The following is a 24,084-nucleotide window of genomic DNA, read 5'->3' as shown; positions in this document are numbered from 1 at the left end:
CCGGGGCGTCGCCCGGCACAAGTCAAGGCGGCTTCCGCTCAACCTGCGGTGAACCGCAGTCCCGCCTTCGCTTCCAGCCGGTCGCGGAGCGTTTTCCCGAGCAACGCGCCCGGCGTCCATACGCCGCCATCGCCTGGCGTCTCCACCAGACAGCGCGCGGTTTCCGCGATCATCTTGCTCGTCGATCCATAGCCGGGATCGCGATCGCCCGTCACGACCGCATCGAAGCGCGCGCCATCGGGCATCAGTCCGACGAACAGCAGGTCGTAATAGCCGGTTTCGCGCTCTTCCTTGCTCGGGCCTTCCCCTGGCTTGGGGCCGCCGCTGCCAGAGAAGGGATTGAACTTGGCGATCGCCTCCGCCGCCGCCTTCCCCATGTCGCCGAGGCCGGCCACCATCATCTCGTCGTAGACGAAGTCCGTCCCATAGGGGTGGCCGAGCAGGAAATTGGTGCGATGCACGTTCTTCGTGTTGATCGCCGCCATCACGAAGGGCGCGACCCAGGTGTTCAGGGTCGCATCGAACTCGGGCAGCATGCCGGTCGGCTGATGCGGGCCGCTGAACCCCGGTGTCAGCGCGAAGGGATTGGTGAGCAGGCCGATGGTGGCGGGATCGCGCGCGGCGGCAGCAAGCGTCGCGCGCGCGCTCGCGGCGGTGCCGCCGGAGAAGGTGCCCTTCATCGCGCGCACGCGCCCCTTCACGCGCGGTGCCGGATGGCCGTATTTGGCACGGGCGCAATCCTGCAACGTCTGTACGCCGAGGTCGAAGGGGATCGAATCGAAGCCGCAGCTGAACACGATGCGCGAGCCGGTACGCTGCGCCTCGGCATGATGCGCGTCGATCATGTGGCGCATCCAGGCGGGTTCGCCACAGAGATCCACATAGGCGGTGCCGGTGGCTGCGCAGGCGGCGACGAGCTGATTGCCATAGAGCTGGTACGGCCCGACGGTGGTGAGCACGACATGCGCCCGCTCCGCCATCGCCTTCAGCGCGGCGGCATCGTCGGACTCGGCGACGATCAGCGGCAGGTCGGCAGGCGCGCCGATCAGGTCGCGAACCTCCTGAAGCTTGGCGAGGCTGCGCCCCGCCATCGCCCATCGCGGCGCCTCTTCCGCGACGAGATATTCCGCCACCAGTCGGCCGGTGAAGCCGGTGGCGCCGTAAACGACGATGTCGAAGTCGCGCATGCAATCCCCTCCCGCTCGCGGGAGGGGCTAGGGGAGGGAGTTAGCCACCTGCGCCGCTGGTTTCGAACCCATGGTATGCCCCCGGACCAACGCGCTCGCAAGCGGCGGCATGCGCTGGGGGCATGCCGCACGCGCTATGCCGCCTCGTGGAACTGCAGGCTGGCGAGCCGCGCGTAGAGGCCGCCCCGTCCGATCAGTGTGGCGTGCGAGCCCTCTTCCACGATCCTGCCGGCGTCCATCACCACGATCCGCTCCGCCGCCCGGACGGTGGCGAGCCGGTGCGCGATCACCAATGTGGTCCGGTTCTCCATCAACCGTTCGAGCGCCTGTTGCACCAGCCGCTCGCTTTCCGCATCGAGCGCGCTCGTCGCCTCGTCGAGCAGCAGGATCGGCGCATCGCGGAGCAGCGCGCGCGCGATGGTGATACGCTGGCGCTGGCCGCCCGACAGGCGGGCGCCGCCTTCGCCGAGGAAGGTGTCGAGCCCCTCGGGCAGCGCGCGCAGGAAGTCCGCGGCGTTCGCCGCCTCCGCCGCCGCCCACAGCATGTCGTCGTCCGCCTGCCAGTCGCCATAGCGCAGGTTGTCGCGCGCGCTGGCGCCGAATATCACCGTCTCCTGCGGGACCATGGCCATCTGCGCGCGGATGGCGGCCGGATCCGCTTCGGTCAGGTCGACCCCGTCGAGGAGGATGCGGCCGGCCGCGGGATCGTAGAAACGCTCGGCAAGCTGGAACAGCGTCGACTTGCCCGCGCCGGACGGACCGACGACGGCGACGGTCTCGCCAGGGCGGATCGCCAGGCTGAGCCCGTCGAGCGCGGCGACCTCGGTTCGCGTCGGGTAGCGAAAGTGAACGTCGTCGAAGGTCAGGGCGCCGCGGACCGGCACGGGCAGCGGCATCGGCGCCGCCGGCCGCGTGATCTCCGGCTGTTCCGCGAGCAGCTCCGCGATGCGGCTCGCGGCACCGGCGCCGCGCAGCAGGTCGCCATAGACCTCGGTCAGCGCGCCGAAGGCCCCCGCGACGATGCCGCCCGTCATCACGAAGGCGAACATGCCGCCCCCCGTCAGCCGTCCGGCGGCGACGTCGGCGACGCCTTCCCAGACGACGAGGGTGATCGATCCGAAGATCAGGCCGATCATGATCGCGGTCATGATGGCGCGGAGCAGGACGCGCTGCTTCGCCGCAGCGAAAGTGGCATCGACCGCGCCGTGGAAGCGGTTGGCCTCGCGCTCTTCCTGGTTGAAGGCCTGGACGATCTTCATCGCGCCAAGCGTCTCGGTTACCATCGCGCCGACGTCGGCGATGCGATCCTGCGAGTTGCGCGAATGCGCGCGGATGCGGCGGCCAAAGATCGTCACCGGCAGGATGACGAGCGGGATGCCCAGCAGCAGCATGCCGGCCAGCTTGGGCGACAGGACGAACAGATAGACCATGCCGCCGATGCCGGTTGCGGTGTTGCGCAGCGCGATCGAAACGGTGCCGCCGACCACCGTCTCGATCAGCGTCGTGTCGGAGGTGAGGCGGCAGGCGATTTCCGACGGGCGGTTCTCCTCGAAGAAGCGCGGCGTCAGCCCCAGCAGGTGGCGTTGCACCTGCAGGCGGATGTCGGCGACGACGCGCTCGCCGAGCCAGGACACGTGGTAGAAGCGGATCGCCGTCGCGATCGCCAGCACCGCGACGATCATCAGCAGATAGTGGAAGGATGACGTCACGGTGCCCGAGGCGCCCGGGCCGAAGCCGTTGTCGATCACCCGCTTGAAACCATAAGGTATCGCGATCGTCGCCAGCGACGTGGTCATCAATGCCAGCAGCGCGACGACGAGCTGGCGCGGGTAGCGCAGCACGCGCTTCCAGACGAGGCGGAGGTCGCCGAGGCGGCGGCCGGGGGGCGGGGAAGCGGCCATGATGCCGACGCGCCTAGCAGCGGGCGGCGGGGGGCTCAACGGCATGCGCGTTCGAGCGGGGTCGTCGAGCGTCCGGCGCCTGCGCAACAATTCGTCGCAATGCGCCGTTAAGGGCAAGTTGGTTACGGACACGACAACCCGATTGGGCTAAGAGGCGCCATGCTATACGATGCCTATGAATTGCAGCGCTCGATGCTTGCCGGCGCGAGCGCGATGGCGACCTTCAGCGCGGGCCTGCTGCAGAATCCCGCCAATCCCTGGTCGTATCTGGGCGGCGGTTCGATCGTCGCGAGCGCGCTCGAGGTCTTCGCCCATGCCGCCGCCCCGCGCGGCAAGCCGGCCTTCGGGCTGACGCACACCGTCATCGACGGGCGCGAGGTGCCCGTGCACGAGGAGATCGTGCTGCAGAAGCCGTTCGGCCAGCTCAAGCGGTTTAGGCGCGAGGGCGTGGAGGGCGGCCCGAGGCTGCTGATCGTCGCGCCGATGTCCGGCCATTTCGCCACCCTGCTGCGCGGCACCGTCGAACGGATGCTGCCGATCGCGGATGTGTACATCACCGACTGGCGCGACGCGAAGCTCGTGCCGGTGTGGGAAGGCGGCTTCGACCTCGACGATTACATCGACTATCTCGTCGCCTTCCTCGAAGCGATCGGCCCCGACGCGGGCGGGCGTGGTGCGAACATGCTGGCCGTGTGCCAGCCTTCGGTGCCCTGTTATGCCGCGACCGCGCTGATGTGTGCCGACGGCAATCCGTGTCGTCCGCGTACGCTGACGATGATGGGTGGGCCGATCGACACGCGCGAGGCGCCGACCGCGGTCAACACGCTCGCGACCGAGCGTCCGCATGCCTGGTTCGAGCAGAACGCGATCGCGACCGTGCCGATGACCTATCCCGGCGCGGGGCGGAAGGTCTATCCGGGCTTCCTTCAGCTTGCCGGCTTCATGTCGATGAACCTCGGCAACCACATGGTCAGCCATTGGGAGATGTTCAAACACCTCGTCCAGGGCGATGGCGAGGGAGCGGCGGCGACCAAGGCATTCTACGAGGAATATCGCTCGGTTTGCGATATGACCGCCGAATTCTACCTGCAGACCGTCGATCTCGTCTTTCAGACGCATGCCCTCCCGAAGGGCGAGATGATGCACCGCGGGCGCCGCGTTGATCCGGCGGCGATCAAGGACGTCGGCTTGCTCGCGATCGAAGGCGAGCGCGACGATATCTCGGGCCTGGGCCAGACCAAGGCGGCGCTGACGCTCGCCACCTCGCTGCCGGAAGCGGACAAGCGCTATCTGATGGTCGAAGGTGCCGGCCACTATGGCATCTTCAACGGATCCAAGTGGCGTAATCGCGTTGCCCCCGTCGTCGAGGACTGGATGGCCTCGCACGCCGGCTGATCGCCTCGCCAACGAACACGAAAAAGGGGCGCAGGATCACAGGATCCTGCGCCCCTTTTCGTCAGGCGGCTGCGATCAGGCGACCGAGTCGACCACCGCGTGGCTGCTGGATTCATCGCCGCGGATGGTGCCGCCGAACAGCATCTTCACGCGACCCGACAGCGAGATGTCGGTTTCCCACAGCTCGGCGCTGTCGATGTCGAAGCGCAGCAGCGTGAGGTTCGGGTCTTCCTTGCCGCCGGGAAACCATGCCTCCACCTGATTATTCCACAGGCGGTCGATCTGAGCGCGATCGTTATCCTGCGAGACGGTTCCGGCCAGGCAGGCGAAGAAATCATGGCCCTTCCCGACGAACTGCGCCATCGCGTCGCCGCCGCTGGAGATGCGATTGTCGCGGCCGCTGAAGAAGAACAACGTGTTGGGACGCTCGTCGTCCAGTTGCGCGGTCATCGGTTCGCTGTGCTCGCCGTTGGTCAGGCCGATCATCACGAACGGACTGTCCTTGAGCTTGGACAGGAACTTGTCGGCGATTTCGCGCGGGTCGTCATGGTCGGCCATCGTCACTCTCCCGAAACGTGAGGTTCGCAGCGGAGAACGAGCACGGCGGGGCTTGGTTGCGCGATAGGGACGCGACGGCCATGCCGCCGCATGACGCTTATCCTGTCGTTACCCCCAAGCGCGAAACCGGGATGACGGTCTGCGACGTCAGCCGGATCCAAAGGGCATTCCCCGGACCGGCGGCCTCGGCCGTCATCATCATGAATATGCGTGGGAGGCACGCGCAGGGGCGATGTTTGCGCTGCAGACAGCCCCCAAACGTCGAAGCCCCGGCCGTTGCGACGACCGGGGCTCGCAGGATGGCGGGATGACGTCGCCGATCCCGCTCAAGCCCTTTTGGCCTTAATGCGTCACCCTCACAGCACCTCGAACAGCCCGGCCGCGCCCATGCCGCCGCCGACGCACATCGTCACCACGACATATTTGGCACCGCGGCGCTTGCCTTCGATCAGCGCATGGCCGGTCATGCGCGCGCCGGACATGCCATAGGGATGGCCGATGGAGATCGCGCCGCCGTTGACGTTGAGCAACTCGTCGGGAATGCCCAGCTTGTCGCGGCAGTAGAGCACCTGCACCGCGAACGCCTCGTTGAGTTCCCACAGGCCGATGTCGTCCATCGTCAGGCCGTTCTTCTCGAGCAGCTTCGGAATGGCGAAGACGGGGCCGATCCCCATCTCGTCCGGCTTGGTGCCCGCCACCGCCATGCCGACATAGCGGCCGAGCGGCGTGAGGCCCCGTGCCGCGGCGACGCTTTCCTCCATCAGCACGCTGGCGGACGCGCCGTCGGACAGCTGGCTGGCGTTGCCCGCGGTGATATGCCCTTCCGGACCGACGACCGGCTGCAAAGACTGCAGGCCTTCCAGCGTGGTCTCAGGACGGTTGCCCTCGTCCTTCGACAGCGTGACCTCGGTCTTGGTCACCTCCTTCGTCGCCTTGTCGACCACGTCCATGACGCTCGGAAGCGGCACGATCTCGTCGTCGAACTTGCCCGCCGCCTGCGCCGCGGCGGTGCGCTGCTGCGACTGGAGGCCATAGGCGTCCTGCGCCTCGCGGCCGATGCCGTAGCGCTTCGCCACCACCTCCGCGGTCTGCAGCATCGGCATGTAGATGTCGTCGTGCATCTGGATCAGCTGCTTGTCGGGCTGCACGCGCATCTGCGGCGTCTGCACCAGGCTGATGCTCTCCACCCCGCCGCCGATGGCAACGTCCATGCCGTCCTGTACGATCTGCTTCGCCGCCGTGGCGATCGCCATCAGGCCGCTGGCGCACTGGCGGTCGAGCGACATGCCCGCGACGCTGGTCGGCAAACCCGCCCGGAGCAATGCCTGGCGGGCGATGTTGCCGGCCTGATATCCCTGTTGGAGCGCGGCGCCGATGATCACGTCCTCCACCTCGCCGCCCTCGAGCCCGGCGCGTTTCACCGCATGCGCGATCGCATGGCCGGCGAGCGCCTGGGGCGTGGTGGCGTTGAACGCACCGCGATAGGCGCGGCCGATCGGGGTGCGGGCGGTGGAGGCGATGACGGCGGAGCGCATGATCGAAATATCCCTAAATTCGCACGTCTCGGTGCGGTGAAGATGTCGACGAACGTTTAGACGAAGGCTTGGCTGATCCATTCCGCGATGAGCGCGGGCTTGTCCTGCCCCTCGATCTCGACGGTGAATTCGGATGTTTGCTGGAATTGTCCGGGGCGCTTCTCGGCGAAGTCGAGCAGCTTGAAGCGGCCGCGCACGCGGCTGCCGGCCCGCACGGGCGTCAGGAAGCGGACCTTGTTGCCGCCGTAGTTGACGCCCATCCGCATGCCCGCGGGCCGCGGTGCGTCCGGCGTCTTCGCCGCCAGCGCCGGCATCAGCGACAGCGTCAGGAAGCCATGTGCGATCGTGCCGCCGAACGGCGTCGCCGCGGCGGCAACAGGGTCGACATGGATGAACTGGTGATCGCCCGTCGCCTCGGCGAACTGGTCGATCATCGCCTGCGTTACCTCGATCCAGTCGGAAACGCTTTCCGTCCCAACGCGGGCGCGCATGTCGTCGGGCGTCAGCTCTGCCACCGGCTTTCCTTCCTCGTTATCCGGCTTTTGTAATTGAGAGCGTGGATCGACAGCAAGAGGAAAGAACCGGTTTTTTGAAAGGTGCTCTCGCTGCTCACGTAATTGCGCGAAAAGGCCACACCCGTTGTTCGAAATGCTTCAGCCTCGCGTCAGCGCGGCGACGGGTCCGCAGCATAGGGCAGAACGAGTCGGCCGTCGGGCGCGGCGGTGTAGGTGGTCTGTGTCGGATAGGCGATGCCGATCCCCTCCGCCGCAAAGCGCCGTATCAGGGACACCATGATCCGGTCCCGCATCGGATGTGCCGTCGCCCAGTCGTTGCCGGGGATATCGAACTGCAGGGCGAAGTCGAGGCTCGATGCGCCGAACGTCTCGAAACCCGAGCGGGCGACCTTGCCGCCCTCCGCTTCGACGAGCTCGCGCAGTATAGCGGGTACCCGCGCCAAAGTATCTGGTGGGGTCTCATAAGTCACGCCGACGGTAAAGCTCAGCCGGATGTGATCGCGCACCGCCGTGTTCAGGATTTCCTTGTCGAGGAGCTGGCGGTTCGAAATGATGCGAAGTTCGCCGGTAAACGCGCGGATGCGCGTCGATTTGAGCCCGATCGACTCGATCGTGCCACTGCTGCTTCCGTAGCTGATCGTGTCGCCGCGGCGGAACGGGCGATCGAAGATGATCGCCAGCGCGGCGAACAGATCGGCGAAAATACCCTGCGCGGCCAGGCCGATGGCGATGCCGCCCACGCCCAGGCCGGCGACCAGTCCCGTGACGTTGACCCCGAGATTGTCGAGCACCACGACCAACGCGACCGCGAACAGCGCGACGGACACGAGCAGGCGGATCAGCCCCAGCGCCGAGAGCAAAGCCTCGCCCGAATAATTCTCCGCGCTGGTGCGATGTTCGATCCCGCCCAGGATCAGCTCGCGTGCCCAGATCGCCGCCTGGAAGACCCAGGCGACGGTCCACAGGAAGTTGATCGTCAGCGCCACCTGATCGGGCGCCCCCGCATAACCGGCGACGAGCTTTGCCGCGAGCATGACGATGAAGACGTTGTTGGTGCGCGCGATCGTCCGTCCCAGCACCTTGCCCCATCCGCGCAGCGACGCATCGTGGCGGCACAGGCGATCGCCGAGCCGGCGCAGGCCGTGGAGCGCGAGCACGATCACCGTGCCGGCGGCGAAGGCGACCAGGATCTGCAGCCAATGGTCGTGCAGCCAGCGCTGGCTTTCGCTGACCAGGCCGGTGACCTGCTGGGGGACCGAGCTGGTGTCGAGAATGGGCTGCTTGGCGGCTGAGCTCTTGGCCATGCGCTTCCTGTTGGTTGGGCATCCGTGCCGTGGCCGATGCGGGAATGGGACGCGTCGGTTTCCCGTCGCGGTGGACCGAGCCGCCACGCGGGCGCGCGGCGGCCCCGACGCGGGCGAGGACTAGGCCGCCTTCTTCATGTCTTCCGGCCGCAATTTCGCCGGTGGCTCCGCGGCGGGCGTACCGGCCTCGAGGAAGGCGATGAGGCCACGTTCCTCGCGCGTCAGCCAGCGCCCGGCCCGCGGCATCCGCAACGCACGGCGAAACGCGCTCTGCCCCGTCTTCACCAGTGCGATCAGGGACGGGTGGACGTAGCTCTTGCGCGCGATGGCGGGCGTGTTGCCGAGCCGCGCCACCACCGGTTCGAGCATCGCCTTCAGGCTGAGGTCGGCTTCGGCGCCGGCGAGCGCCTCGAACGCACAGACGCTGGCGCCCCAGGTCCGGAAATGCTTGGCCGAGAAGGTACCGCTCGTCGCCTCGCGGATATAGGCGTTGACGTCCGACGACGTGACCGGGTGCGCGGCGCCGTCGGCATCCACCCAGGCGAAGAGATGCTGGTCGTCGAGGTCCTGCATCCGGCGCACGGTCGCGGCCAGCCGCTTGTCGGTCACCTTGCAGTCGCGTTCCTTGCCCGACTTGCCCTTGTAGCGCAGCTTCAGCGTGTCGCCGCTCACCTTGCCATGGCGCTTGCGCAGCGTCGTCGCGCCGAAACTCTTGTTCGCCTGCGCATAGGCCTCGTTGCCGACGCGGATGTTGCTGATGTCGAGCAGCCGGACGACCGCGGCGACCGCGCGCTCCTTCGTCAACCCTCGCGTCGCCAGGTCCGCCTCGACGCGGCGGCGCAGCTTCGGCAGCGCATGGCCGAACTCGGCGCAACGCTCGTATTTCGCCGCTTCCTGCGCCTCGCGAAAGTCGGTGTGATAGCGATATTGCTTCCGGCCTTTCTCGTCCCAGCCTACCGCCTGGATATGGCCGTTGGGCTTGGGACAGAACCAGGCGTTCGCATAAGCGGGCGGCAGGCCGATGCGGTTGAGCCGGTCGATCTCGTCGCGATCGGTGATCCGGCTGCCGTCGGTGCCGAAATAGGCCCAGCCGTTCCGCACCTTCTTCCGCGTGATGCCGGGTTTGGAATCATCGCAATAGACGATGCGGGCAGGCACCTCAGTCTCCCAATTTAAACAATGGGTTGTGGATCGTGGAAAATGCGCGGTCCGTCGCTTCGTTCCGGAACGGCCGGCTCGGGCAGGTGTTGGGCAACCCGCGATCCCCCTCGCATCCCCATTGGAGTGTTCCCGACATGGCCGATCTCAGCCAAGCCCGCGTTCTCATGCTCGCCACCGACGGTTTCGAGCAGGATGAATTGTTCAAGCCCCGCCAGGCGCTTCTGGATGCCGGCGTCCAGCTGACGCTGGCGTCGATCAAGACCGATGCGATCCAGGGTGTCATCCACGACAGCGAGAAGGGCGACAGCATCACCCCCGACATCACGCTCGATCAGGTCGACACGGACGATTACGATGCGCTCGTGCTGCCGGGTGGCGTCGGCAACCCGGACAAGATGCGCCTGCAAGACCGCGCGATCGAAATCGTCACGGAGTTCATGGAGGACGACAAGATCGTCGCCGCGATCTGCCACGCGCCGTGGCTGCTGGTCGAGGCGGACGTCGTCGACGGCCGTCGCGTGACGAGCTGGCCTTCGGTGCGCACCGACCTGGAAAATGCCGGCGCGGAGATCGCCGACGAGCAGGTGGTCGTGGACGGCAATCTGATCACCAGCCGCAAGCCGGACGATATTCCGGCGTTCAACGACGCGATCATCCAGGCCCTGACGCAGGAACTGGCGGACGCCTGACACGGCTTCGCGGCGTCCCTTTCCGTCAGGGGAGGGACGCTGCGTTGACCCATCGCTGCGCCGGCCGCTCCCACAGGTGATAGAGCGCGACGGAAGCGGCGAACACGATCCCGAGATAGGCGGCGATCACGGCCGGCGGCACCGGCGCGGGGTTGTGGACGAAGGCGAGCTTGAACGCCTTCCACAGCAGGAAATGCGACAGATAGGTCGCATAGCTGATGTCGCCGAGATAGTGGATCGCCCGCGTCTCGAGCGGGTTCCCGGCACGCCCGGCGGTCAGCGCCAGCGTAAGCAACAGCGCGGCGAACGCCGCCGGTACGACCGCGGTCTCCGGCGCGCCGGCCACCCAGGCGGCGCAGCACAGCAGCAGGATCGTTGCAGGCCACAGGAACGAGGCGCGTCGCAGGAACAGCGCCGCCACCACGGTGCCGCAGCCGAATTCGGTGAGGCAGCGCGTTAGCCCGTAATGGGGAATGTCGCTACCGAGCGACGGCTGATCGCGCATGACGACATGCAGCACCGCGAGCAGGGCTACCGCGACCGCGACGAGCAGCGCAGTCGGCAGCCGTCGCCAGTCCACCGCGCAGGCGAGCAGCGGAAAGAGGATATAGGCGGCGGCCTCGCAACTGATCGACCATGCCGGATCGTTCCAGCGCAGCGCGTCGGTGAAGCCCCAGTTCTGCACCAGCAGCAGGTGCAGCGGCAGCTCCGCCAAGGGGAAGGCGGGATCGTGCCGTCCGGTCGCGGCCAACGCCAGCGCGATGGCGGCCGCAAAGCCCAGCATCAGCGCGTGCAGCGGCCAGATGCGCGCGACCCGCTTGCGCCAGAAGAGGGGGGCCGCGCCCATGCCGCGGTCATGCAGGCGTGCGCCCCAGGTCAGCCAGATGACGAAGCCCGAGAGCAGGAAGAAGAAGTCCACCGCCAGATAGCCTTTGGCGAGAAGCCTTTCCGCGGCGGGCGGCAGGCCGGCGATCGAAGCGCGGACATGGTAGAGGACGACGGCCCAGGCGGCGAGCCCGCGCGCGCCGGTGAGCGCACGAAGCTCCGTCATGCCGGTAGCGGCGGGGCGGAGGGGCGACGCCGGGCGAAACCGCCCGTGTCCGCCGCCTCCTTGCGGCGGCGCGCCAGATAGGTGTCGAGGCCGATCTGCGCCCCGATCAGCATATAAATGAACGGCTGGAAGGCGATGGCGATGAAGGCGGCGCCGAGCAGGTAGACGCAATGGGCGGTCTGCAAGGCGGCGGCGAGCGGACCCGCCCAGGCGAACTCGCCGTCGCGCTCGCGGTAGCGACGGCGGAGCACCTCCATGCGGAACAGCCCGATCAGGCTGATCGACACCCAGATGGCGAGTCCCGGATAGCCCTGTTCGCCCAGCATCTCGAAATAGGCGCTGTGATAGCCGCGCGCCTTGTCGGTCACGGCGGTGTCGGTGACGGCGCCCGTGGGACCCGCGGCAGGATCGGCCTTCCTGATCTCGTAGCGGATGTGGTTGCCGCGGTAGGCATCGAACCCGCCGCCGAACGGATGCGACCTGGCATAGTCGATCGTCCACGCCCAGACCGCGACGCGGGTGGAGGCGGATTCATCCGCCTGGTGGTTCTCGATCGTACTCATCCGTTGCGTGAAGGAGGCGGGCAGGAAGGGGACGGCCAGCGCCGCGGACGCGCCGATCAGGGCGAGATAGAGGAATTTGCGCTGCGCATTGCGGATCGACAGCAGCGCGACGAGCACGATGCAGAGCAGGCCCGTCCGCGTCGAGGTGCCGACCGGGATCAGCAGGCAGGCGAAGATCAGCGCCAGGCAGAAGCCCTTCACCCGCCAGTCGGGGGCGAAGATCGTGCCGTGCCGCATGAACCAGGCGATCAGCGGCACGATGGCGATCGCGACGGTCGAGATGGTCGACCCTTCGTACAGGCCCGAATTGTTGTTCACCATCAGGTCCAGCTGGCCGTAGCCGCCGCCGCCGGCCAGCGTCTTGATGCCGCCGACGATGATGATCGACGCCGCCGACACGATCATGAACAGCAGCAAGGCCTCGATCCGCAGCCGCGTCCGCAGCGTCAGCGGCAGGAAGGCGGCGAAGGCCAGGCATTTCCACACCCAGTCCCATTTGTCTTTCGCGTCGAGCGGAAAGTCCGCACCCAGCGTCGTCGCCCAGCAATAGAGCATCAGCAGCACGATCAGGCCCTGGCGCGGCGCGAAGCGGCTGTCGGCCTTGTTGTCCGCAAGCAGCCAGCCGCCGACCGCGAGCGCGACGGCGATCAACGAGATCGGCACGCTGTTGAGCAGGAAATAGGTCAGTCGCTGGGGCGAGACGATGTCGATGTAGACATAGGCGAGCACGAGCAGGAACGGCCGGCGGAAGCCCATGCCGAAGATCGCGGCGAGGAAGGCGATGAAGACGAGGTCGCGCATGCGGGACGGCCGTCGTCAGTCCCTCGCCCGCCAATGGCGGGGCGGGGGTGCTTCCGAATCGAGATCGGGGCGTCGCAGCAGCCGCCATGCGGCGAGCAGCAGCAGCGCATGCGTCAGGCCGAGCGCGAAATTGTCGATCATGCGGCCGCGCCTTCCCTGCGTTCGGCATCGCCGGCGCCATCCGGCGTCTCGATCCCCTGAGAGGCGGACGCTTACATGAGTGTCGGTTGACGCGGCGTTAAGCGCCTTGGGTGCATGGCCGGCGCGATGCGCATCCTCCATATCCTCGACCACGGGCTGCCCCTGCAGAGCGGCTACACCTTTCGCACGCGAGCGATCCTGAAGGCGCAGGAAGCGCGGGGCTGGCAGGTCGCGGCCGTGACCGGCCCGCGCCAGAAGGCGTATGGCGACGCCGTGGAATCGGTGGACGGACTTACCTTTCATAGGACGCCGCTGGTGGGCGGTGGCGGCCCGGTCGCGGAGGCGCGCGGCATCGTCGCCTTCGCGCGCCGGATCGACGCGGCGGTCGACGCCTTCCGCCCCGACATCCTTCACGCGCATTCTCCCGCACTGGACGCGGTCGCCGCCTGGCTGGTCGCGCGCCGCCGCGGCTTGCCGTTGGTCTACGAGATCCGCGCCTTCTGGGAGGATGCGGCGGTGGGCAACGGCACGGGCCGCGAGGGCTCGGCCCGCTATCGCGCGACCCGCGCGCTCGAAGACTGGGCGGTGGCGCGGGCGGATGCGGTGACGGTGATCTGCGAGGGGCTTCGCGGCGACCTGATCGCGCGCGGCGTGGCGTCCGACAAGATCGCGGTGTCGCCCAATGGCGTCGACCTGTCGCTGTTCGGCGCGCCGGCGCCGCGCGATTCCGCCCTCGCGGCCTCGCTGCAGCTGGAGGATGCGGAGACGATCGGGTTCATCGGCAGCTTCTACGACTATGAGGGATTGGACGATCTCATCGCTGCGATGCCCGCGCTGGTCGCGCGGCGGCCGAAGGCGCGGCTGCTGCTCGTCGGCGGCGGCCCGATGGAGGATGCGCTGCGGGCGCAGGCGGCGACGTCGCTCGCGGCAGACGCCATCCGATTCGTCGGGCGCGTTCCCCATCACGAGGTGGAGCGTTACTATGCGCTGGTCGACGTCCTCGCCTATCCCCGCAAGAAGATGCGCCTGACCGATCTCGTCACCCCGCTGAAACCGCTCGAAGCGATGGCGCAGGGGCGCCTGGTCGCGGCGTCCGACGTAGGCGGCCACCGCGAGCTGATTCGCGACGGCGAGACGGGGACGCTGTTCGCGCCGGACGATCCGGGCGCCATCGCGCAGGCGCTGGCCGCCCTGCTCGACGATCGGTCCGGCTGGCAGGCGCGGCGCGAGCGGGCGCGCACCTTCGTCGAACAGGAACGTAACTGGTCGTCAAATATTTGCCGTTACGAACCGATTTACCAACGGCTTAGCGCGTAACCACGGGATCGATCATGGCAGCCTTGCCCCGCACCACCCTGACCTTCGCCGCCATCGCGCCCTGGATCGCGCCGATCGGCGGCGCGATCGCGGGCGCTGCGGCCGCCGGCACGTTCCTGCTCGTGCCCTCGGCGATGCTGGAGGACTGGGTATGGCGCAGCGGCATCGCCGCGCTGCTCCCCGTCGCGCAGCCGCCACTGGGTGCGACGGCGCGCATCGTCCTCGCACTCGCGGGGGGAGGCGTCGCCGCCGCCGTCCTGTGGTCGGCGCTGTTCCTGCTCTTTGGGCCGGAAGGCCTGCTCGCGCCGAAGCCGCGCGCGCCCGCGGAGGCTGGCGCGCCGACGCTGCGTCGCGCGGACGCCCATCCCGATGCCCCGGCGCGCCGGCCGCTGTCGGCCAGCGACCTGGGCGCACCGATGCCCCCGCCGACCCAGCCGCGCGATCCCGTGGCACCGCCGCCACCGCCGGTCGAATGCGACCTTCCCGCCGATCTCGACCAGCCGCTTGCCGCCTTCCACCCCGGCGCGGTGCCTGCCGTGCCGCGCGAGCCGCTGCGCGCCGTCGCGCCACTGTGCCCGCCGGCCGTGCTGTCCCGCACCCCCGTCGCCCTGGCGCAGGGGGAGCGGATCGCGACCGTCGAACTGCCGCGCAACGCCGATGCGGCATCGGAAAGCCCCTCGATCGAATCGCTGCTCAAGCGTCTGGAACAGGGCGCCCGCCGCCGTCCCGCGCGCGCCTGACAAAAAAAGCGCACCCGACAAAAAAGCCGGCCCCGCATCGAGGCGGGACCGGCAGTAGCCGAGGGCAGCGAGGGTTCAGCGCGGCCGTTCGGAAGGCGATAAGCCCATGTCATCGGGTACCATGGCAGCGTACCATGCTGGACATAATATGTCCATTACTGCCTTAAAATGCGAGGCTCGTCTGTTCGAACCGGCGGTACTGCTGGCACCTGTACTGGTCGGCAATTCGATGTTAGCTCTTCAAAAAAGCGGTATGTAGGAGAGCGCGATGGCCGACCTTTCGGCGATGGGGCATGCCTCAGCAAGCGAGCGGGGCGCTTCGCGCTACGCCTGGTATGTGCTGGCGATCCTGTTCCTCGTGTACGTGCTCAACTTCATCGATCGGCAGGTGATCTCCATCCTCGCGGAGGACATCAAGCGTGACCTCGGCCTTCACGACGAGGACCTGGGGTTCCTGTACGGGACGGCCTTTGGCGTCTTCTACTCGCTGTTCGGGATCCCGCTGGGCCGCCTGGCCGACAGCTGGCATCGCGTGCGGCTGATGACGATCGGACTGGCGCTCTGGTCGACGATGACCGCGCTGTCCGGGTTTTCGCGCAGCGGCGGCCAGCTGGCGGCGGCGCGCATCGGCGTCGGGGTCGGGGAGGCCACGGCGAGCCCCGGGGCCTATTCGCTGATCTCCGACTATTTCCCGCGGCGACTGCGCGCGACGGCGCTCGCCATCTATTCGGCCGGCCTCTACGTCGGCGGCGGCTGTTCGCTGTTCATCGGCGGGCTGATCGTGCAGGGCTGGAACCGCGCCTATCCCGCGGGCGGCCCGATGGGCCTGGTGGGCTGGCAGGCGGCGTTCCTCGCGGTGGGGCTGCCCGGGCTGCTCGTCGCCGTGTGGATCGCGACGTTGCGCGAACCGATCCGCGGCGCGGTCGAGGGCCTGCCCGAGCCCGCGCGCCATCCGGCGCCGTTCCGGGCCTTCCTCGACGAGCTGCTGACGATCATTCCGCCGCTGACGCTGATCGGGGCGGCGCGCGGCGGGGCGCGGGCGCTGGCGGTGAACCTGCTGGCGCTCGGCCTCGTCGTCGCCGCCGTCGTGCTGCTGCGCGCGGCGGGCGAGCCGCTGCCGCAATGGCTGGCGATCGGCACCGGCGTCTATGCAGTCTTTTCCTGGGCGAGCGCGCTCAAGCGCCGCGACCCGGCGACCTTCGCGCTGATCGTGGGCACGCCGGCCTTTCTGTGCACGGTGGTCGCCTATGGCCTCAACGCCTTTCTGAGCTATGCGGCCAGTTTCTGGGCGGCGCCCTATGCCATGCGCACGCTGGGCGCGACGCCGGCGGAGGCGGGATTCCTGATCGGCGGCAGCGGCGCGCTCGCCGGTTTCGTCGGCGTATCGCTGGGCGGGGTCATGGCGGATCGGCTGCGACGGACCAATCCCGCGGGGCGGCTCGCCGTCGTGCTGTTCGGGGCGACCGTGCCGATCCCGTTCCTGGTCGGTGCCTTCACCGCCTCGGCGGCGTGGGTCTTCTATCCGTGCCTGTTCCTATCGGGCCTGTGCGCGAGCGGCGCGCTCGGCGCCGCGGCGGCGACCACGCAGGACCTCGTCCTGCCGCGCATGCGTGGCACGGCGACGGCGACCTTCTTCATCGGCACGACGCTGATGGGCCTCGCGATGGGGCCCTATCTGGCGGGGCGCGTGTCGACGCTGACCGGCAGCCTGTCGACGGGGATGATGGCGCTGCTGCTCGCCACGCCGATCACGATCGGCTGTGCGATCGCCGCCTATCGCCTCGTCCCCGCCGCGGAGGCAAGCCGCGAGGCTCGCGCCCGGGCGGCGGGGGAGGATATCTGATCAGGCGGCCAAGGCGCCGCAGGTGATCAGGCGGCGGCGAATACGCCGCAGGCGATCCGGCCGCCGCTGTTGCCCGACGGATCGGTCGTCAGGTCGTCCGGCCCCGCATGCACGACGATGGCGGCGCCGTCGGCGTCGAGCAGGCCGGCCATGGTCTGGCCGGGAACCGTCACCCCCAATGTGCCGCGACCGTCGCTGCCGACGACGAGATTGGGCAGGTCGCCTTCATGCGGCCCCTGGGGGTTCATCGTCCCGTGCTTGGCCATCGTCGGGTTCCAGTGGCCACCCGCGGTGGTGAAGTCGGGCGCGTCGCAGCGGCCGACGGTATGCACGTGCGCGCCATGGGTCCCGGCAGGCAACCCCTTGACGTCGAGCGTGTAGCGGATGCCGCCCGCGACCTCCGTTGCGGTCGCACGCCCCGCGTCGACGCCCGCCGCGGTGCGCAGCATGGCCACCGCCCGTGCACCGCCGGCGACGGCATCGCCCGTGTGCACCTTGGGTTCCTGATTGCAGGCGGACAGGGCGAGGGCGGACAAGCCGGCAAGGATGAGCGCGCGCATGGAAATCTCCCGGGACGAAGCCGTCCTTACGAACCCGTCATGACCTTCAGGGTTCCGCGTGGCAAGGGCGTGACGAGTCGCGCTCACCCCGCGGCGAGCGGCCAGCGCAGCACCGGGGAATAGCTGGCGCCGCTCCCGCCCAGCCGGCTTTCGTACAGGATGATATGACCGGGCTCGAACGCGGGAGACGTCAGTCCGGCGTGCACCGCCAGCCACCCTTCGATCTCCGGCGCAAGGCCCGCACTGCGCGAGAAGCGCGCGAGCGTGACATGCGGCAGGAAGGCGCGCGATTCCGGCGGGAGACCGGCACGGACGCATGCCTGCTCGACCTTGCGCTGGAGATGGCGCAGCGCGTCGGACGGCGCCACACCGGCCCAAAGGGCCTCGGTCCGGCCGCGATGCGCGAACCGTCCGACCCCGGCGAGCGTCAGCCGGGGCGCGGGTGCGTGCACCGCGCCGAGCGCGGCGGCGACGTCCTCCGCCACCGGACGATCGACATCGCCGACGAAGCGGAGCGTGAGGTGGAGCTGCTCGTCATCCTGCCAACGCGCGCCGGGAACCCCGCCGCCGCGTTCGAGCAACGCCGCGCGGATGGCAGGTGGTGGGCGCAGGGCGACGAACAGGCGAGGCATCGGGCGCTCCTATGATCCGCAACGGCATAGCCGGTCCGGCAATCGACGATAAGGGAAGATCGGCGGGCGGCAGGGGACCTTTGGCACGGTCGTGGGTTGAGGGTGCTTGCCCCCGCCCGACGAGGAGTGTGTGGAATGCGTTTGGATTCGATCGCGCCGACCGTGCTGGCCCTGTCCCTCGCGAGCGGCGCGGCGGCCGCCAGCATACCCCTGAGGCCCGGCGACTATGGTGCGATCGGCCTGGCGTGCGACAACCAGCCCAATGCCACGACGATGAGCTTCGATGGTCGCAGCTTTTCCTATGCCCATGCCAGCAAATGCACCGACACCGTCACCAGGCGGTCGGCGGGGACGCTGACGATCGCGGAAACCTGCCGCGCAGCGGGCGATGGCAGCCCGGCGAAAGCCAACACCGCGACGTTCGGACTGCGCCGTCAAAACGCGACGCGCTTCGTCCTGATCAAGGGTGAAAGCGCCACGTCGTTCCGCCGATGCGGTCCGCCCGGCTATTTCAACAGACATTGAGGCGATCCGCGAAGCGGGTGACAAGTCGCCGCATCGGAGGCAGGGATAGGGCATGACGCCCATGCTTCCCATCATCGCGAAGGCGCGGCGGCGTCTGCGCGGGCCTGCCTGGCTGCGGTGGCTTGGCGGACAGGTTCGGTCGGTCGAGATCCTGTTCGTCGCGCTCGCCATCCTGGTCGGCATGGGCGCCGGCGGGCTGACGGTGATGCAGGGCGCGCTTGCGCGCACCGTGCAGCATCTTCTGTTCGATCTGCCCGAGAACGTCCGGCTGAGCGGAGCGCCGCCGTTGCACTGGCCGCAGCTGCTGATGCTGCCGATCGGCGGCGCGGTGCTGGTCCTGTTCAACCGGCTGGTGCGGGCGCGACGACGCTCGCTGGTCGATGCGGTGGAGGCGAATGCGCTGCACGGCGGCCGCATGTCCGCCGCCGACAGTGCGGTCGTGTCGGGCCAGACGATCCTTTCGAACGGCTTCGGCGCCTCGGTGGGACTGGAGGCGGCCTATGCGCAGGCGGGCGGGCTGCTCGCGTCCCTCGCCGGCCATTGGCTCAAGCTGCGCCGGGGCGACGTGCGGACGTTGGTCGGCGCCGGATCGGGCGCGGCGATCGCGGCGGCCTTCGGCGCGCCGATCGCGGGCGCCTTCTACGCGTTCGAGGTCGTGATCGGCGCCTATACGCCGGCGGCAATCGCGCCCGTCGTCGCCGCCGCGCTGGCGGGCGCGCAGACCGCACGACGACTGGGTGTCGTCCCCTATATCGTCAACGTCCAGCGCGGCCCGGAAATCCACACGTTCGGCTATCTGCTCTACGGCGGGCTCGGCGTGACGTGCGCGCTGATCGGGATCGCCATCATGCGCGGCGTCGCGCTGATGGAGGCGCGGACGCGCGCGCATCTTCCGGGCTGGTCGCGGCCCATCGTGGGCGGCGCGCTGATGGCGGGGCTCGCCGCGCTGTCGCCGCAGGTGCTCTCCGCCGGACACAGCGCGCTGCACATCGACATCATGGCGAGCGTGCCGATCGCCTTCGTCGCCGGCATCCTGCTCGCCAAGGCGCTGGCGTCGATCGTGTCGCTCGGCTTCGGCTTTCGCGGCGGGCTGTTCTTCGCGTCGCTGTTCCTCGGCACCTTGGTGGGGCATCTCTATGCCGGCCTGCTGGGCTGGGTCGCGGGCCAGTCCATCCTCAACGCCGGCAATGCGGCGATGGTCGGCATGGCGGCGCTGGCAGTGGCGGTGGTCGGCGCGCCCTTCACGATGACGATGCTGGTATTGTCCGCCACCGGCAATTTCAGCCTGACCGGCGCGGTGTTGGCCGCCAGCCTCGTCTCGTCGACGATCGTGCGCCAGCTGTTCGGCTATTCCTTCTCGACGTGGCGCCTCCATCTGCGCGGCGAGACGATCCGCAGCGCGCGCGACGTCGGCTGGGTCAAGACGCTGACGGCCGGGCGGATGATGCGGCGCCAGCCCAATATCGTGCCAGGCGACACGAGCATCGCCGAATTCCGCCGCCGCTTCCCGCTGGGGTCGACGAGCCGCGTCGTCCTGACCGACGCCGTCGATCGCTACGCCGGGATCGTCAGTCCGATCGCCGCGCATACGGAAGGCCTCGATGCCGCCGAGCCTGTCGCGACGCTGGCGGGCGCGGCCGACATGGCGCTGCCCCCCGATCTCGACATCGCGGCAGTTATGCGGCAGTTCGACGCGGCGCAGCGCGACGAACTGGCGGTGATCGACCGCGACGGACATGTGCTCGGCCTGCTGACGGAGGCGCATGTCCGGCGGCGCTACGTCGACGAACTGGAGAAGGCGCAGCGCGAGCTGTTCGGCGAACGCTGAACGCCACGGACGCAACGCGGCGATCGCGCGCGCTTCGGGGGCGGCGTACGGACCCCGAAGCCTGTCTGTAACGTTGTGTTGCACATCGTCGAAACGAGGCCCGGTTTCGCTTGAAAAGCGTTCGCCGCGGGCCGATATTTCGTCCATCCGGCATTCGGCCGGACAAAGGAGTTCTGGATACCATGGCAAACTGGTCCGACCCCCGGCAGAGCGCCGCGCCGTTCGGTGCCCCGCGCGCCGGCACCGCGCGCAGCGGCGCCTATGACGCGGGTCTGCGCTCGTACATGCTGTCGGTCTACAATTACATGGCCTCGGGCGTGCTGCTGACGGGCATCGTCGCGCTCGCCTTCGCGATGTCGGGTGCCGCCGCGGCGGTCTTCTCGAACGGCGCGCTGCGCATGATCCTGATGCTGGCGCCGCTGGGCGTCGTGTTCGCGATGAGCTTCGGTCAGGGGCGCTTTTCGACCGGCACGCTGAAGGCACTGTTCTGGGCCTTCGCGACGCTGATGGGCCTGTCGCTGTCGACGATCTTCCTCGTCTATAGCGGCACCTCGATCGCGGGTGCCTTCTTCGCCACCGCGGCGGGCTTCGCCGGCCTCAGCCTGTACGGCTATACGACCAAGAAGGATCTGTCGGCCTTCGGCACCTTCCTGATCATCGGCCTCGTCGGTCTGATCGTCGCCAGCCTGATCAACCTGTTCCTGCAGTCGGGGCCGCTGAACCTGGTGATCAGCTTCATCGGCGTGCTGCTGTTCGCCGGCCTTACCGCCTATGACACGCAGCGCACCAAGAGCCTGTATTTCCAGGTCGCCGGCACGGACATGGTCGGTAAAGTCGTGGTGCTGTCGGCGCTGTCGCTGTACCTCGACTTCATCAACATGTTCCTGTTCGTGCTGCGGCTGTTCGGTTCGCAGCGCAACTGATCCCGGCACAAGCGGTCGGTCCCCCGGGACCCGATCGACGAAGGGCCCGGCGGCGAACCCGCCGGGCCTTTTGCATGTCCGGACCATATCGCCCGACCCCGATCGCGACGGAACGTTAGCCGACAGGCCGTCGTTTCATGCGCAACGTCATTTCGAGGAGGGTGCGATGGGTAACGAAGACACAATGGATCAGCGGGCGCTGGACAGCCTGGCCGTCGCGCCGCCGGAGCCCGAGGACCAGGGGCGCGACCCGCGCCAGGATGCGGGGCAGGACGAGTCCATCGCGAAGCGGCTCGAGAAGGACCCCGAGAACCGCGATGCGCGGCTCGATGCGGGACTGGATGAATCGATGGACGCCAGCGATCCGCCCGCCTCCACGCAGCCGATCCACAATCACGGACCGGCGCCTTCGTCCGGCTATGACGAGGAAGCCGAGAAGGCGCGCAGCGGCCAGGCCTGACGTGGTCATCACGCGGCGCCGGGCACCGGACTAGTCCGCAGGCTGACCTTTTGTTGCGTCAATGACGCATGTGATTGCATTTGCGGCGAGTCGAAACTCGGCTCGTCGCATTGTTTGTTGCGGCGCAGCAGTTTTCGTGATGCTTTTATGACGTCGGGCGGGCGTCGTTCAGGCATTGGTTAACCATCTTGGCGCATGATCCCTATCCGACGACACGAACGGGCGGGGTGACACAATGGGTGCAGCCAAGAAGCCGGCCGAGGGCGCGATGACGCTGGCCGAAATGAAGGAATTCGCAGGGTTCGCCGCATCGACGCAGCGCTACATCCGTCGCAGCCTCGATATCGGCCTGGACCGCGACGACGCCATGGCGCGCTGGTCGCGCGACGTGGTCGAGGCGGCGAGCATCCGCGCGCAGGCACGGCTGTATCGCGCCTTGCCGGAAATCCGGCAGCGCGTGCCGGACGACGCCGATTTGTCGCAGATCGAGCCTTTCCTCACCCCCGTGACGACGCTCGCCGCGTTCGACCTGGGGCAGGGGCGGCTGACCAGCTTCTCCGCCTTCCGCTTCCTGTACGAGCGGCTGATCGGCGCGCAAGTGCGGCCGTGGCTGCCCAGCGCGTTCTGCGGTGCCGCGGCGCTGCCGCATCTACACCCGGAGGTGCGCCGGAAGCTGCTGCAGTCGATCAGCGAGGCCGCGGCGACGGCATCCGGCTGGTCCAACCGACAGCCGGTCTTCTATCCGAAGTGGGTGGAGAAGGTGGATACGGGCTCCGCGACGCTGTCGCACTGAGCGCTCGGAGTTTGATCCACATGCGTGGGGCGGAACCGGCCCTCACCCCCACCCGGCCGCCCATCCAGGACACGCTGATTGGGCTGGCCGGGTGGGGGGCGAGGGCCGGTTCCACGCCGATCCAACCTTGCCGGATCGCAGCCTAGAACCGGCGCCATCGGGGGGTGGCGACGGTCAGCGGCAGGCACGCCAGCCGAGCGGGCCGCGATCGGCCTGGTCGAGGTGAAGATGGTCGCGATGCGCGGCGTTATAGTCGGGCGAAAGCACCGTGGCGTAGAGGCTGCAGGCGCCATCGCGCACGTCGTGGAGGAAGGCGGCGCTGGCATCGGACCCCTGCCAGTCGCGCGCGACGGTGATCCGCCGGCCGTCGGCAAGTCGAAAGCCCGCGATGTCGATCGCGTTGGCGCGGGCGTGTTCGCTCCAGGCACCGCTCTCGCGGCCGTAGAGGCGGCGGCACGCATAGCTGCCGAAATGATCGATCGACGCGATCGGCATGCCAAACCGCGCCTGCGCGGCGGGTTGCACGACGTTCCATTCCCATAGTGCCAGAGCCGCCGCGACCGGACAGGCGATGCCGGGTCCGGCCGGCCGCAGCGCTATCCCTATCGCGCCGCCGCGGTCGAGGCGGATCGCATCGGCATAGCCGCAGGTCGCACCGTCGCGTCGTGCCGGCAGGGCGGTATATCGTACGCCGGCGGCGCCGAGCAGCGCGCGGCATTGCGCCGGGTCGGTTCGCAGGGCGGCGAGCTTGCGCCCCGTCGACAGGCCGATCGGCGCGGCAAGATCGAGGGGCGTCCAGGGAAGGTCCTGGGGCCGACCGCGCAGCAGCGCGAAGCCGACCAGCACCGTCGCGGCGGCGATGAGCAGGCCGAGCGCAACGCCGGCCACGCGGCGCAGCGCGCGCATCACTGCCGCCGGACGTGGTCGATCGGTTCCCCCGTCACGGGATAACCGGCATCGGCGGGGATGCACAGGTGCGGCACGCCGCCCCGCGTCTCGACGAAGGGGGTGATCGTGCGGATGGGAACGGTGGCGGCATGGGCGCAGGCGTCGGCATAGCTGCCGAATTGCGCCAGCCGTTCCAGATTGCGGCGCGTGGGATAGATGATCGTCATCTCACCCGCGTCCGCCGCCGCCAGCGCATCGGCGGCGGTGATCCACAACAGGCGGACATTCTCCGTTCCGTCCACCTCGACGTCCGCATCTGCGGGGGCCTGGGCGAGGAAGAAGAGCGTGTCGAATATCCGCATGCCCGGATGGTCGGGCAGCCAGCGCGCGAAGGCGGTCAGCCGATCCGGCGCCAAGGTCAATCCCTCGGCGGCGAGCAGCCGGTCGAAGGCGGCGCCGGCGTGAAGCTGCCGCCGAACGGCACGGATCATCCCAGGCGCGGGCTTGGGGGTGATGCCGATGGCAAGGCCGACTTCCTCCAGCGTTTCCCGGATCGCCGCGATCCGCGCCGCACCGTCGCTGCCGAGGCCCAGGCCGGTCGCCATGGCGACGTCGCCCGGATCGATGCGCCCACCCGGGAACACCATGGCGCCAGCGGCGAATGCCATGGCTGACCCCCGCTCCACCATCAGAATCTCGGGCGGTCCAGAGGCGCGCTCGCGCAGAATGATCAGGGTGCTGGCAGGAATGGCAGGGGCGTTCATGACCGCTTCA

The 24,084-nt window shown here is 68.6% G+C and carries 24 protein-coding genes; 10 read left to right on the top strand and 14 right to left on the bottom strand.

Annotation, left to right across the window (positions count from 1 at the left end; translation table 11 throughout):
• Positions 1-38 precede the first annotated feature (38 nt).
• Both IQ292_RS00790 and IQ292_RS00785 read right to left on the bottom strand, forming a co-directional pair.
• Positions 39-1,187, bottom strand: a complete 1,149-nt coding sequence (locus tag IQ292_RS00790) for a saccharopine dehydrogenase family protein (RefSeq protein WP_203308406.1) — start codon at positions 1,185-1,187, stop codon at positions 39-41.
• 134 nt (positions 1,188-1,321) lie between these two features.
• The gene (locus tag IQ292_RS00785; RefSeq protein ID WP_203308405.1) at positions 1,322-3,088 is read right to left on the bottom strand and encodes an ABC transporter transmembrane domain-containing protein; all 1,767 of its coding nucleotides are present in this window, start codon (positions 3,086-3,088) and stop codon (positions 1,322-1,324) included.
• Between the two features lie 159 nt (positions 3,089-3,247).
• On the opposite strand from IQ292_RS00785, the gene IQ292_RS00780 reads away from it, so the two are divergent.
• Positions 3,248-4,483, top strand: coding sequence for a polyhydroxyalkanoate depolymerase (locus tag IQ292_RS00780; RefSeq protein WP_203308404.1), 1,236 nt, complete (start codon positions 3,248-3,250; stop codon positions 4,481-4,483).
• A 75-nt stretch (positions 4,484-4,558) separates the two neighbouring features.
• Here IQ292_RS00780 and IQ292_RS00775 read toward each other — a convergent pair whose 3' ends face one another.
• The 5 genes from IQ292_RS00775 to IQ292_RS00755 form a co-directional block, all read right to left on the bottom strand.
• A complete protein-coding gene (locus tag IQ292_RS00775) occupies positions 4,559-5,041 on the bottom strand; it encodes a pyridoxamine 5'-phosphate oxidase family protein (protein ID WP_203308403.1) in 483 nt (160 codons plus the stop codon).
• Positions 5,042-5,397: 356 nt separating this feature from the next.
• Positions 5,398-6,576, bottom strand: a complete 1,179-nt coding sequence (locus IQ292_RS00770) for an acetyl-CoA C-acyltransferase (protein WP_203308402.1) — start codon at positions 6,574-6,576, stop codon at positions 5,398-5,400.
• Between the two features lie 56 nt (positions 6,577-6,632).
• Positions 6,633-7,067 carry a MaoC family dehydratase gene (locus tag IQ292_RS00765; RefSeq protein ID WP_203308839.1) on the bottom strand — a complete coding sequence of 145 codons (435 nt, stop codon included), beginning with the start codon at positions 7,065-7,067 and terminating at the stop codon, positions 6,633-6,635.
• Positions 7,068-7,240: 173 nt separating this feature from the next.
• On the bottom strand, positions 7,241-8,395 hold the full coding sequence (locus IQ292_RS00760; protein ID WP_203308401.1) for a mechanosensitive ion channel family protein: 1,155 nt from the start codon (positions 8,393-8,395) through the stop codon (positions 7,241-7,243).
• 120 nt (positions 8,396-8,515) lie between these two features.
• Complete coding sequence (locus IQ292_RS00755) at positions 8,516-9,553, bottom strand: DNA topoisomerase IB (RefSeq protein ID WP_203308400.1); 1,038 nt, start codon at positions 9,551-9,553, stop codon at positions 8,516-8,518.
• A 137-nt stretch (positions 9,554-9,690) separates the two neighbouring features.
• Between IQ292_RS00755 and IQ292_RS00750 the strand changes: the two genes are divergently transcribed.
• Positions 9,691-10,245 carry a type 1 glutamine amidotransferase domain-containing protein gene (locus tag IQ292_RS00750; RefSeq protein WP_203308399.1) on the top strand — a complete coding sequence of 185 codons (555 nt, stop codon included), beginning with the start codon at positions 9,691-9,693 and terminating at the stop codon, positions 10,243-10,245.
• A 25-nt stretch (positions 10,246-10,270) separates the two neighbouring features.
• On the opposite strand, the gene IQ292_RS00745 is transcribed toward IQ292_RS00750, so the two are convergent.
• The 3 genes from IQ292_RS00745 to IQ292_RS17755 are packed head-to-tail and all read right to left on the bottom strand — an operon-like array spanning position 10,271 to position 12,801.
• Positions 10,271-11,296 (bottom strand): acyltransferase family protein, encoded by a 1,026-nt coding sequence (locus IQ292_RS00745; RefSeq protein WP_203308398.1) that lies wholly within the window; start codon positions 11,294-11,296, stop codon positions 10,271-10,273.
• Complete coding sequence (locus IQ292_RS00740; protein ID WP_203308397.1) at positions 11,293-12,660, bottom strand: putative O-glycosylation ligase, exosortase A system-associated; 1,368 nt, start codon at positions 12,658-12,660, stop codon at positions 11,293-11,295. Before IQ292_RS00740 ends, IQ292_RS00745 begins: the two co-directional genes overlap by 4 nt.
• Positions 12,661-12,675: 15 nt before the next feature.
• Positions 12,676-12,801, bottom strand: a complete 126-nt coding sequence (locus IQ292_RS17755) for a hypothetical protein (protein ID WP_275298220.1) — start codon at positions 12,799-12,801, stop codon at positions 12,676-12,678.
• A 126-nt stretch (positions 12,802-12,927) separates the two neighbouring features.
• On the opposite strand from IQ292_RS17755, the gene IQ292_RS00735 reads away from it, so the two are divergent.
• The 3 genes from IQ292_RS00735 to IQ292_RS00725 all read left to right on the top strand — a co-directional run bounded on the left by IQ292_RS00735 (position 12,928) and on the right by IQ292_RS00725 (position 16,701).
• Positions 12,928-14,118 (top strand): TIGR04063 family PEP-CTERM/XrtA system glycosyltransferase, encoded by a 1,191-nt coding sequence (locus IQ292_RS00735; RefSeq protein ID WP_203308396.1) that lies wholly within the window; start codon positions 12,928-12,930, stop codon positions 14,116-14,118.
• 14 nt (positions 14,119-14,132) lie between these two features.
• On the top strand, positions 14,133-14,858 hold the full coding sequence (locus tag IQ292_RS00730) for a hypothetical protein (RefSeq protein ID WP_238940700.1): 726 nt from the start codon (positions 14,133-14,135) through the stop codon (positions 14,856-14,858).
• 268 nt (positions 14,859-15,126) lie between these two features.
• Positions 15,127-16,701, top strand: a complete 1,575-nt coding sequence (locus IQ292_RS00725) for a spinster family MFS transporter (protein ID WP_238940699.1) — start codon at positions 15,127-15,129, stop codon at positions 16,699-16,701.
• 26 nt (positions 16,702-16,727) lie between these two features.
• On the opposite strand, the gene IQ292_RS00720 is transcribed toward IQ292_RS00725, so the two are convergent.
• Together IQ292_RS00720 and thpR are read right to left on the bottom strand one after the other, a co-directional pair.
• Complete coding sequence (locus IQ292_RS00720; RefSeq protein ID WP_203308395.1) at positions 16,728-17,261, bottom strand: superoxide dismutase family protein; 534 nt, start codon at positions 17,259-17,261, stop codon at positions 16,728-16,730.
• Between the two features lie 83 nt (positions 17,262-17,344).
• Positions 17,345-17,893 (bottom strand): RNA 2',3'-cyclic phosphodiesterase, encoded by a 549-nt coding sequence (gene thpR / locus IQ292_RS00715; protein WP_203308394.1) that lies wholly within the window; start codon positions 17,891-17,893, stop codon positions 17,345-17,347.
• Between the two features lie 135 nt (positions 17,894-18,028).
• On the opposite strand from thpR, the gene IQ292_RS00710 reads away from it, so the two are divergent.
• The 5 genes from IQ292_RS00710 to IQ292_RS00690 all read left to right on the top strand — a co-directional run bounded on the left by IQ292_RS00710 (position 18,029) and on the right by IQ292_RS00690 (position 22,422).
• Positions 18,029-18,418 (top strand): hypothetical protein, encoded by a 390-nt coding sequence (locus tag IQ292_RS00710; protein WP_203308393.1) that lies wholly within the window; start codon positions 18,029-18,031, stop codon positions 18,416-18,418.
• Between the two features lie 61 nt (positions 18,419-18,479).
• Positions 18,480-20,246 carry a chloride channel protein gene (locus tag IQ292_RS00705; protein WP_420853642.1) on the top strand — a complete coding sequence of 589 codons (1,767 nt, stop codon included), beginning with the start codon at positions 18,480-18,482 and terminating at the stop codon, positions 20,244-20,246.
• Between the two features lie 182 nt (positions 20,247-20,428).
• Positions 20,429-21,169, top strand: coding sequence for a Bax inhibitor-1/YccA family protein (locus IQ292_RS00700; protein ID WP_203308391.1), 741 nt, complete (start codon positions 20,429-20,431; stop codon positions 21,167-21,169).
• 166 nt (positions 21,170-21,335) lie between these two features.
• Complete coding sequence (locus IQ292_RS00695) at positions 21,336-21,629, top strand: hypothetical protein (protein ID WP_203308390.1); 294 nt, start codon at positions 21,336-21,338, stop codon at positions 21,627-21,629.
• A gap of 235 nt (positions 21,630-21,864) precedes the next feature.
• Complete coding sequence (locus IQ292_RS00690) at positions 21,865-22,422, top strand: hypothetical protein (protein ID WP_203308389.1); 558 nt, start codon at positions 21,865-21,867, stop codon at positions 22,420-22,422.
• Between the two features lie 174 nt (positions 22,423-22,596).
• On the opposite strand, the gene IQ292_RS00685 is transcribed toward IQ292_RS00690, so the two are convergent.
• Entirely contained in the window at positions 22,597-23,328 is a 732-nt protein-coding gene (locus IQ292_RS00685) for an extensin-like domain-containing protein (RefSeq protein ID WP_203308388.1), read from the bottom strand.
• On the bottom strand, positions 23,328-24,074 hold the full coding sequence (locus IQ292_RS00680) for an NUDIX hydrolase (protein ID WP_203308387.1): 747 nt from the start codon (positions 24,072-24,074) through the stop codon (positions 23,328-23,330). Before IQ292_RS00680 ends, IQ292_RS00685 begins: the two co-directional genes overlap by 1 nt.
• Positions 24,075-24,084 lie beyond the last annotated feature (10 nt).

The organism is Sphingomonas beigongshangi (assembly GCF_016820445.1).
In the GTDB taxonomy this organism is placed as follows: domain Bacteria; phylum Pseudomonadota; class Alphaproteobacteria; order Sphingomonadales; family Sphingomonadaceae; genus Sphingomonas; species Sphingomonas beigongshangi.
The sequence above is the reverse complement of the archived record's forward strand: the minus strand, read 5'-3'. Positions and strand labels throughout refer to the sequence as shown.

Excerpts from the sequence above, each read along its gene's own strand:
- IQ292_RS00725 (WP_238940699.1), top strand. The coding sequence starts at position 15,127 with ATGGCCGACCTTTCGGCGATGGGGCATGCCTCAGCAAGCGAGCGGGGC.
- IQ292_RS00790 (WP_203308406.1), bottom strand. The coding sequence starts at position 1,187 with ATGCGCGACTTCGACATCGTCGTTTACGGCGCCACCGGCTTCACCGGC.
- IQ292_RS00740 (WP_203308397.1), bottom strand. The coding sequence starts at position 12,660 with ATGCGCGACCTCGTCTTCATCGCCTTCCTCGCCGCGATCTTCGGCATG.
- IQ292_RS00750 (WP_203308399.1), top strand. The coding sequence starts at position 9,691 with ATGGCCGATCTCAGCCAAGCCCGCGTTCTCATGCTCGCCACCGACGGT.
- IQ292_RS00710 (WP_203308393.1), top strand. The coding sequence starts at position 18,029 with ATGCGTTTGGATTCGATCGCGCCGACCGTGCTGGCCCTGTCCCTCGCG.
- IQ292_RS00700 (WP_203308391.1), top strand. The coding sequence starts at position 20,429 with ATGGCAAACTGGTCCGACCCCCGGCAGAGCGCCGCGCCGTTCGGTGCC.
- IQ292_RS00770 (WP_203308402.1), bottom strand. The coding sequence starts at position 6,576 with ATGCGCTCCGCCGTCATCGCCTCCACCGCCCGCACCCCGATCGGCCGC.
- IQ292_RS00760 (WP_203308401.1), bottom strand. The coding sequence starts at position 8,395 with ATGGCCAAGAGCTCAGCCGCCAAGCAGCCCATTCTCGACACCAGCTCG.
- thpR (WP_203308394.1), bottom strand. The coding sequence starts at position 17,893 with ATGCCTCGCCTGTTCGTCGCCCTGCGCCCACCACCTGCCATCCGCGCG.
- IQ292_RS00720 (WP_203308395.1), bottom strand. The coding sequence starts at position 17,261 with ATGCGCGCGCTCATCCTTGCCGGCTTGTCCGCCCTCGCCCTGTCCGCC.
- IQ292_RS00695 (WP_203308390.1), top strand. The coding sequence starts at position 21,336 with ATGGGTAACGAAGACACAATGGATCAGCGGGCGCTGGACAGCCTGGCC.
- IQ292_RS00735 (WP_203308396.1), top strand. The coding sequence starts at position 12,928 with ATGCGCATCCTCCATATCCTCGACCACGGGCTGCCCCTGCAGAGCGGC.
- IQ292_RS17755 (WP_275298220.1), bottom strand. The coding sequence starts at position 12,801 with ATGATCGACAATTTCGCGCTCGGCCTGACGCATGCGCTGCTGCTGCTC.
- IQ292_RS00730 (WP_238940700.1), top strand. The coding sequence starts at position 14,133 with ATGGCAGCCTTGCCCCGCACCACCCTGACCTTCGCCGCCATCGCGCCC.
- IQ292_RS00690 (WP_203308389.1), top strand. The coding sequence starts at position 21,865 with ATGGGTGCAGCCAAGAAGCCGGCCGAGGGCGCGATGACGCTGGCCGAA.
- IQ292_RS00765 (WP_203308839.1), bottom strand. The coding sequence starts at position 7,067 with ATGCGCGCCCGCGTTGGGACGGAAAGCGTTTCCGACTGGATCGAGGTA.
- IQ292_RS00745 (WP_203308398.1), bottom strand. The coding sequence starts at position 11,296 with ATGACGGAGCTTCGTGCGCTCACCGGCGCGCGCGGGCTCGCCGCCTGG.
- IQ292_RS00775 (WP_203308403.1), bottom strand. The coding sequence starts at position 5,041 with ATGGCCGACCATGACGACCCGCGCGAAATCGCCGACAAGTTCCTGTCC.
- IQ292_RS00785 (WP_203308405.1), bottom strand. The coding sequence starts at position 3,088 with ATGGCCGCTTCCCCGCCCCCCGGCCGCCGCCTCGGCGACCTCCGCCTC.
- IQ292_RS00680 (WP_203308387.1), bottom strand. The coding sequence starts at position 24,074 with ATGAACGCCCCTGCCATTCCTGCCAGCACCCTGATCATTCTGCGCGAG.
- IQ292_RS00685 (WP_203308388.1), bottom strand. The coding sequence starts at position 23,328 with ATGCGCGCGCTGCGCCGCGTGGCCGGCGTTGCGCTCGGCCTGCTCATC.
- IQ292_RS00705 (WP_420853642.1), top strand. The coding sequence starts at position 18,480 with ATGCTTCCCATCATCGCGAAGGCGCGGCGGCGTCTGCGCGGGCCTGCC.
- IQ292_RS00780 (WP_203308404.1), top strand. The coding sequence starts at position 3,248 with ATGCTATACGATGCCTATGAATTGCAGCGCTCGATGCTTGCCGGCGCG.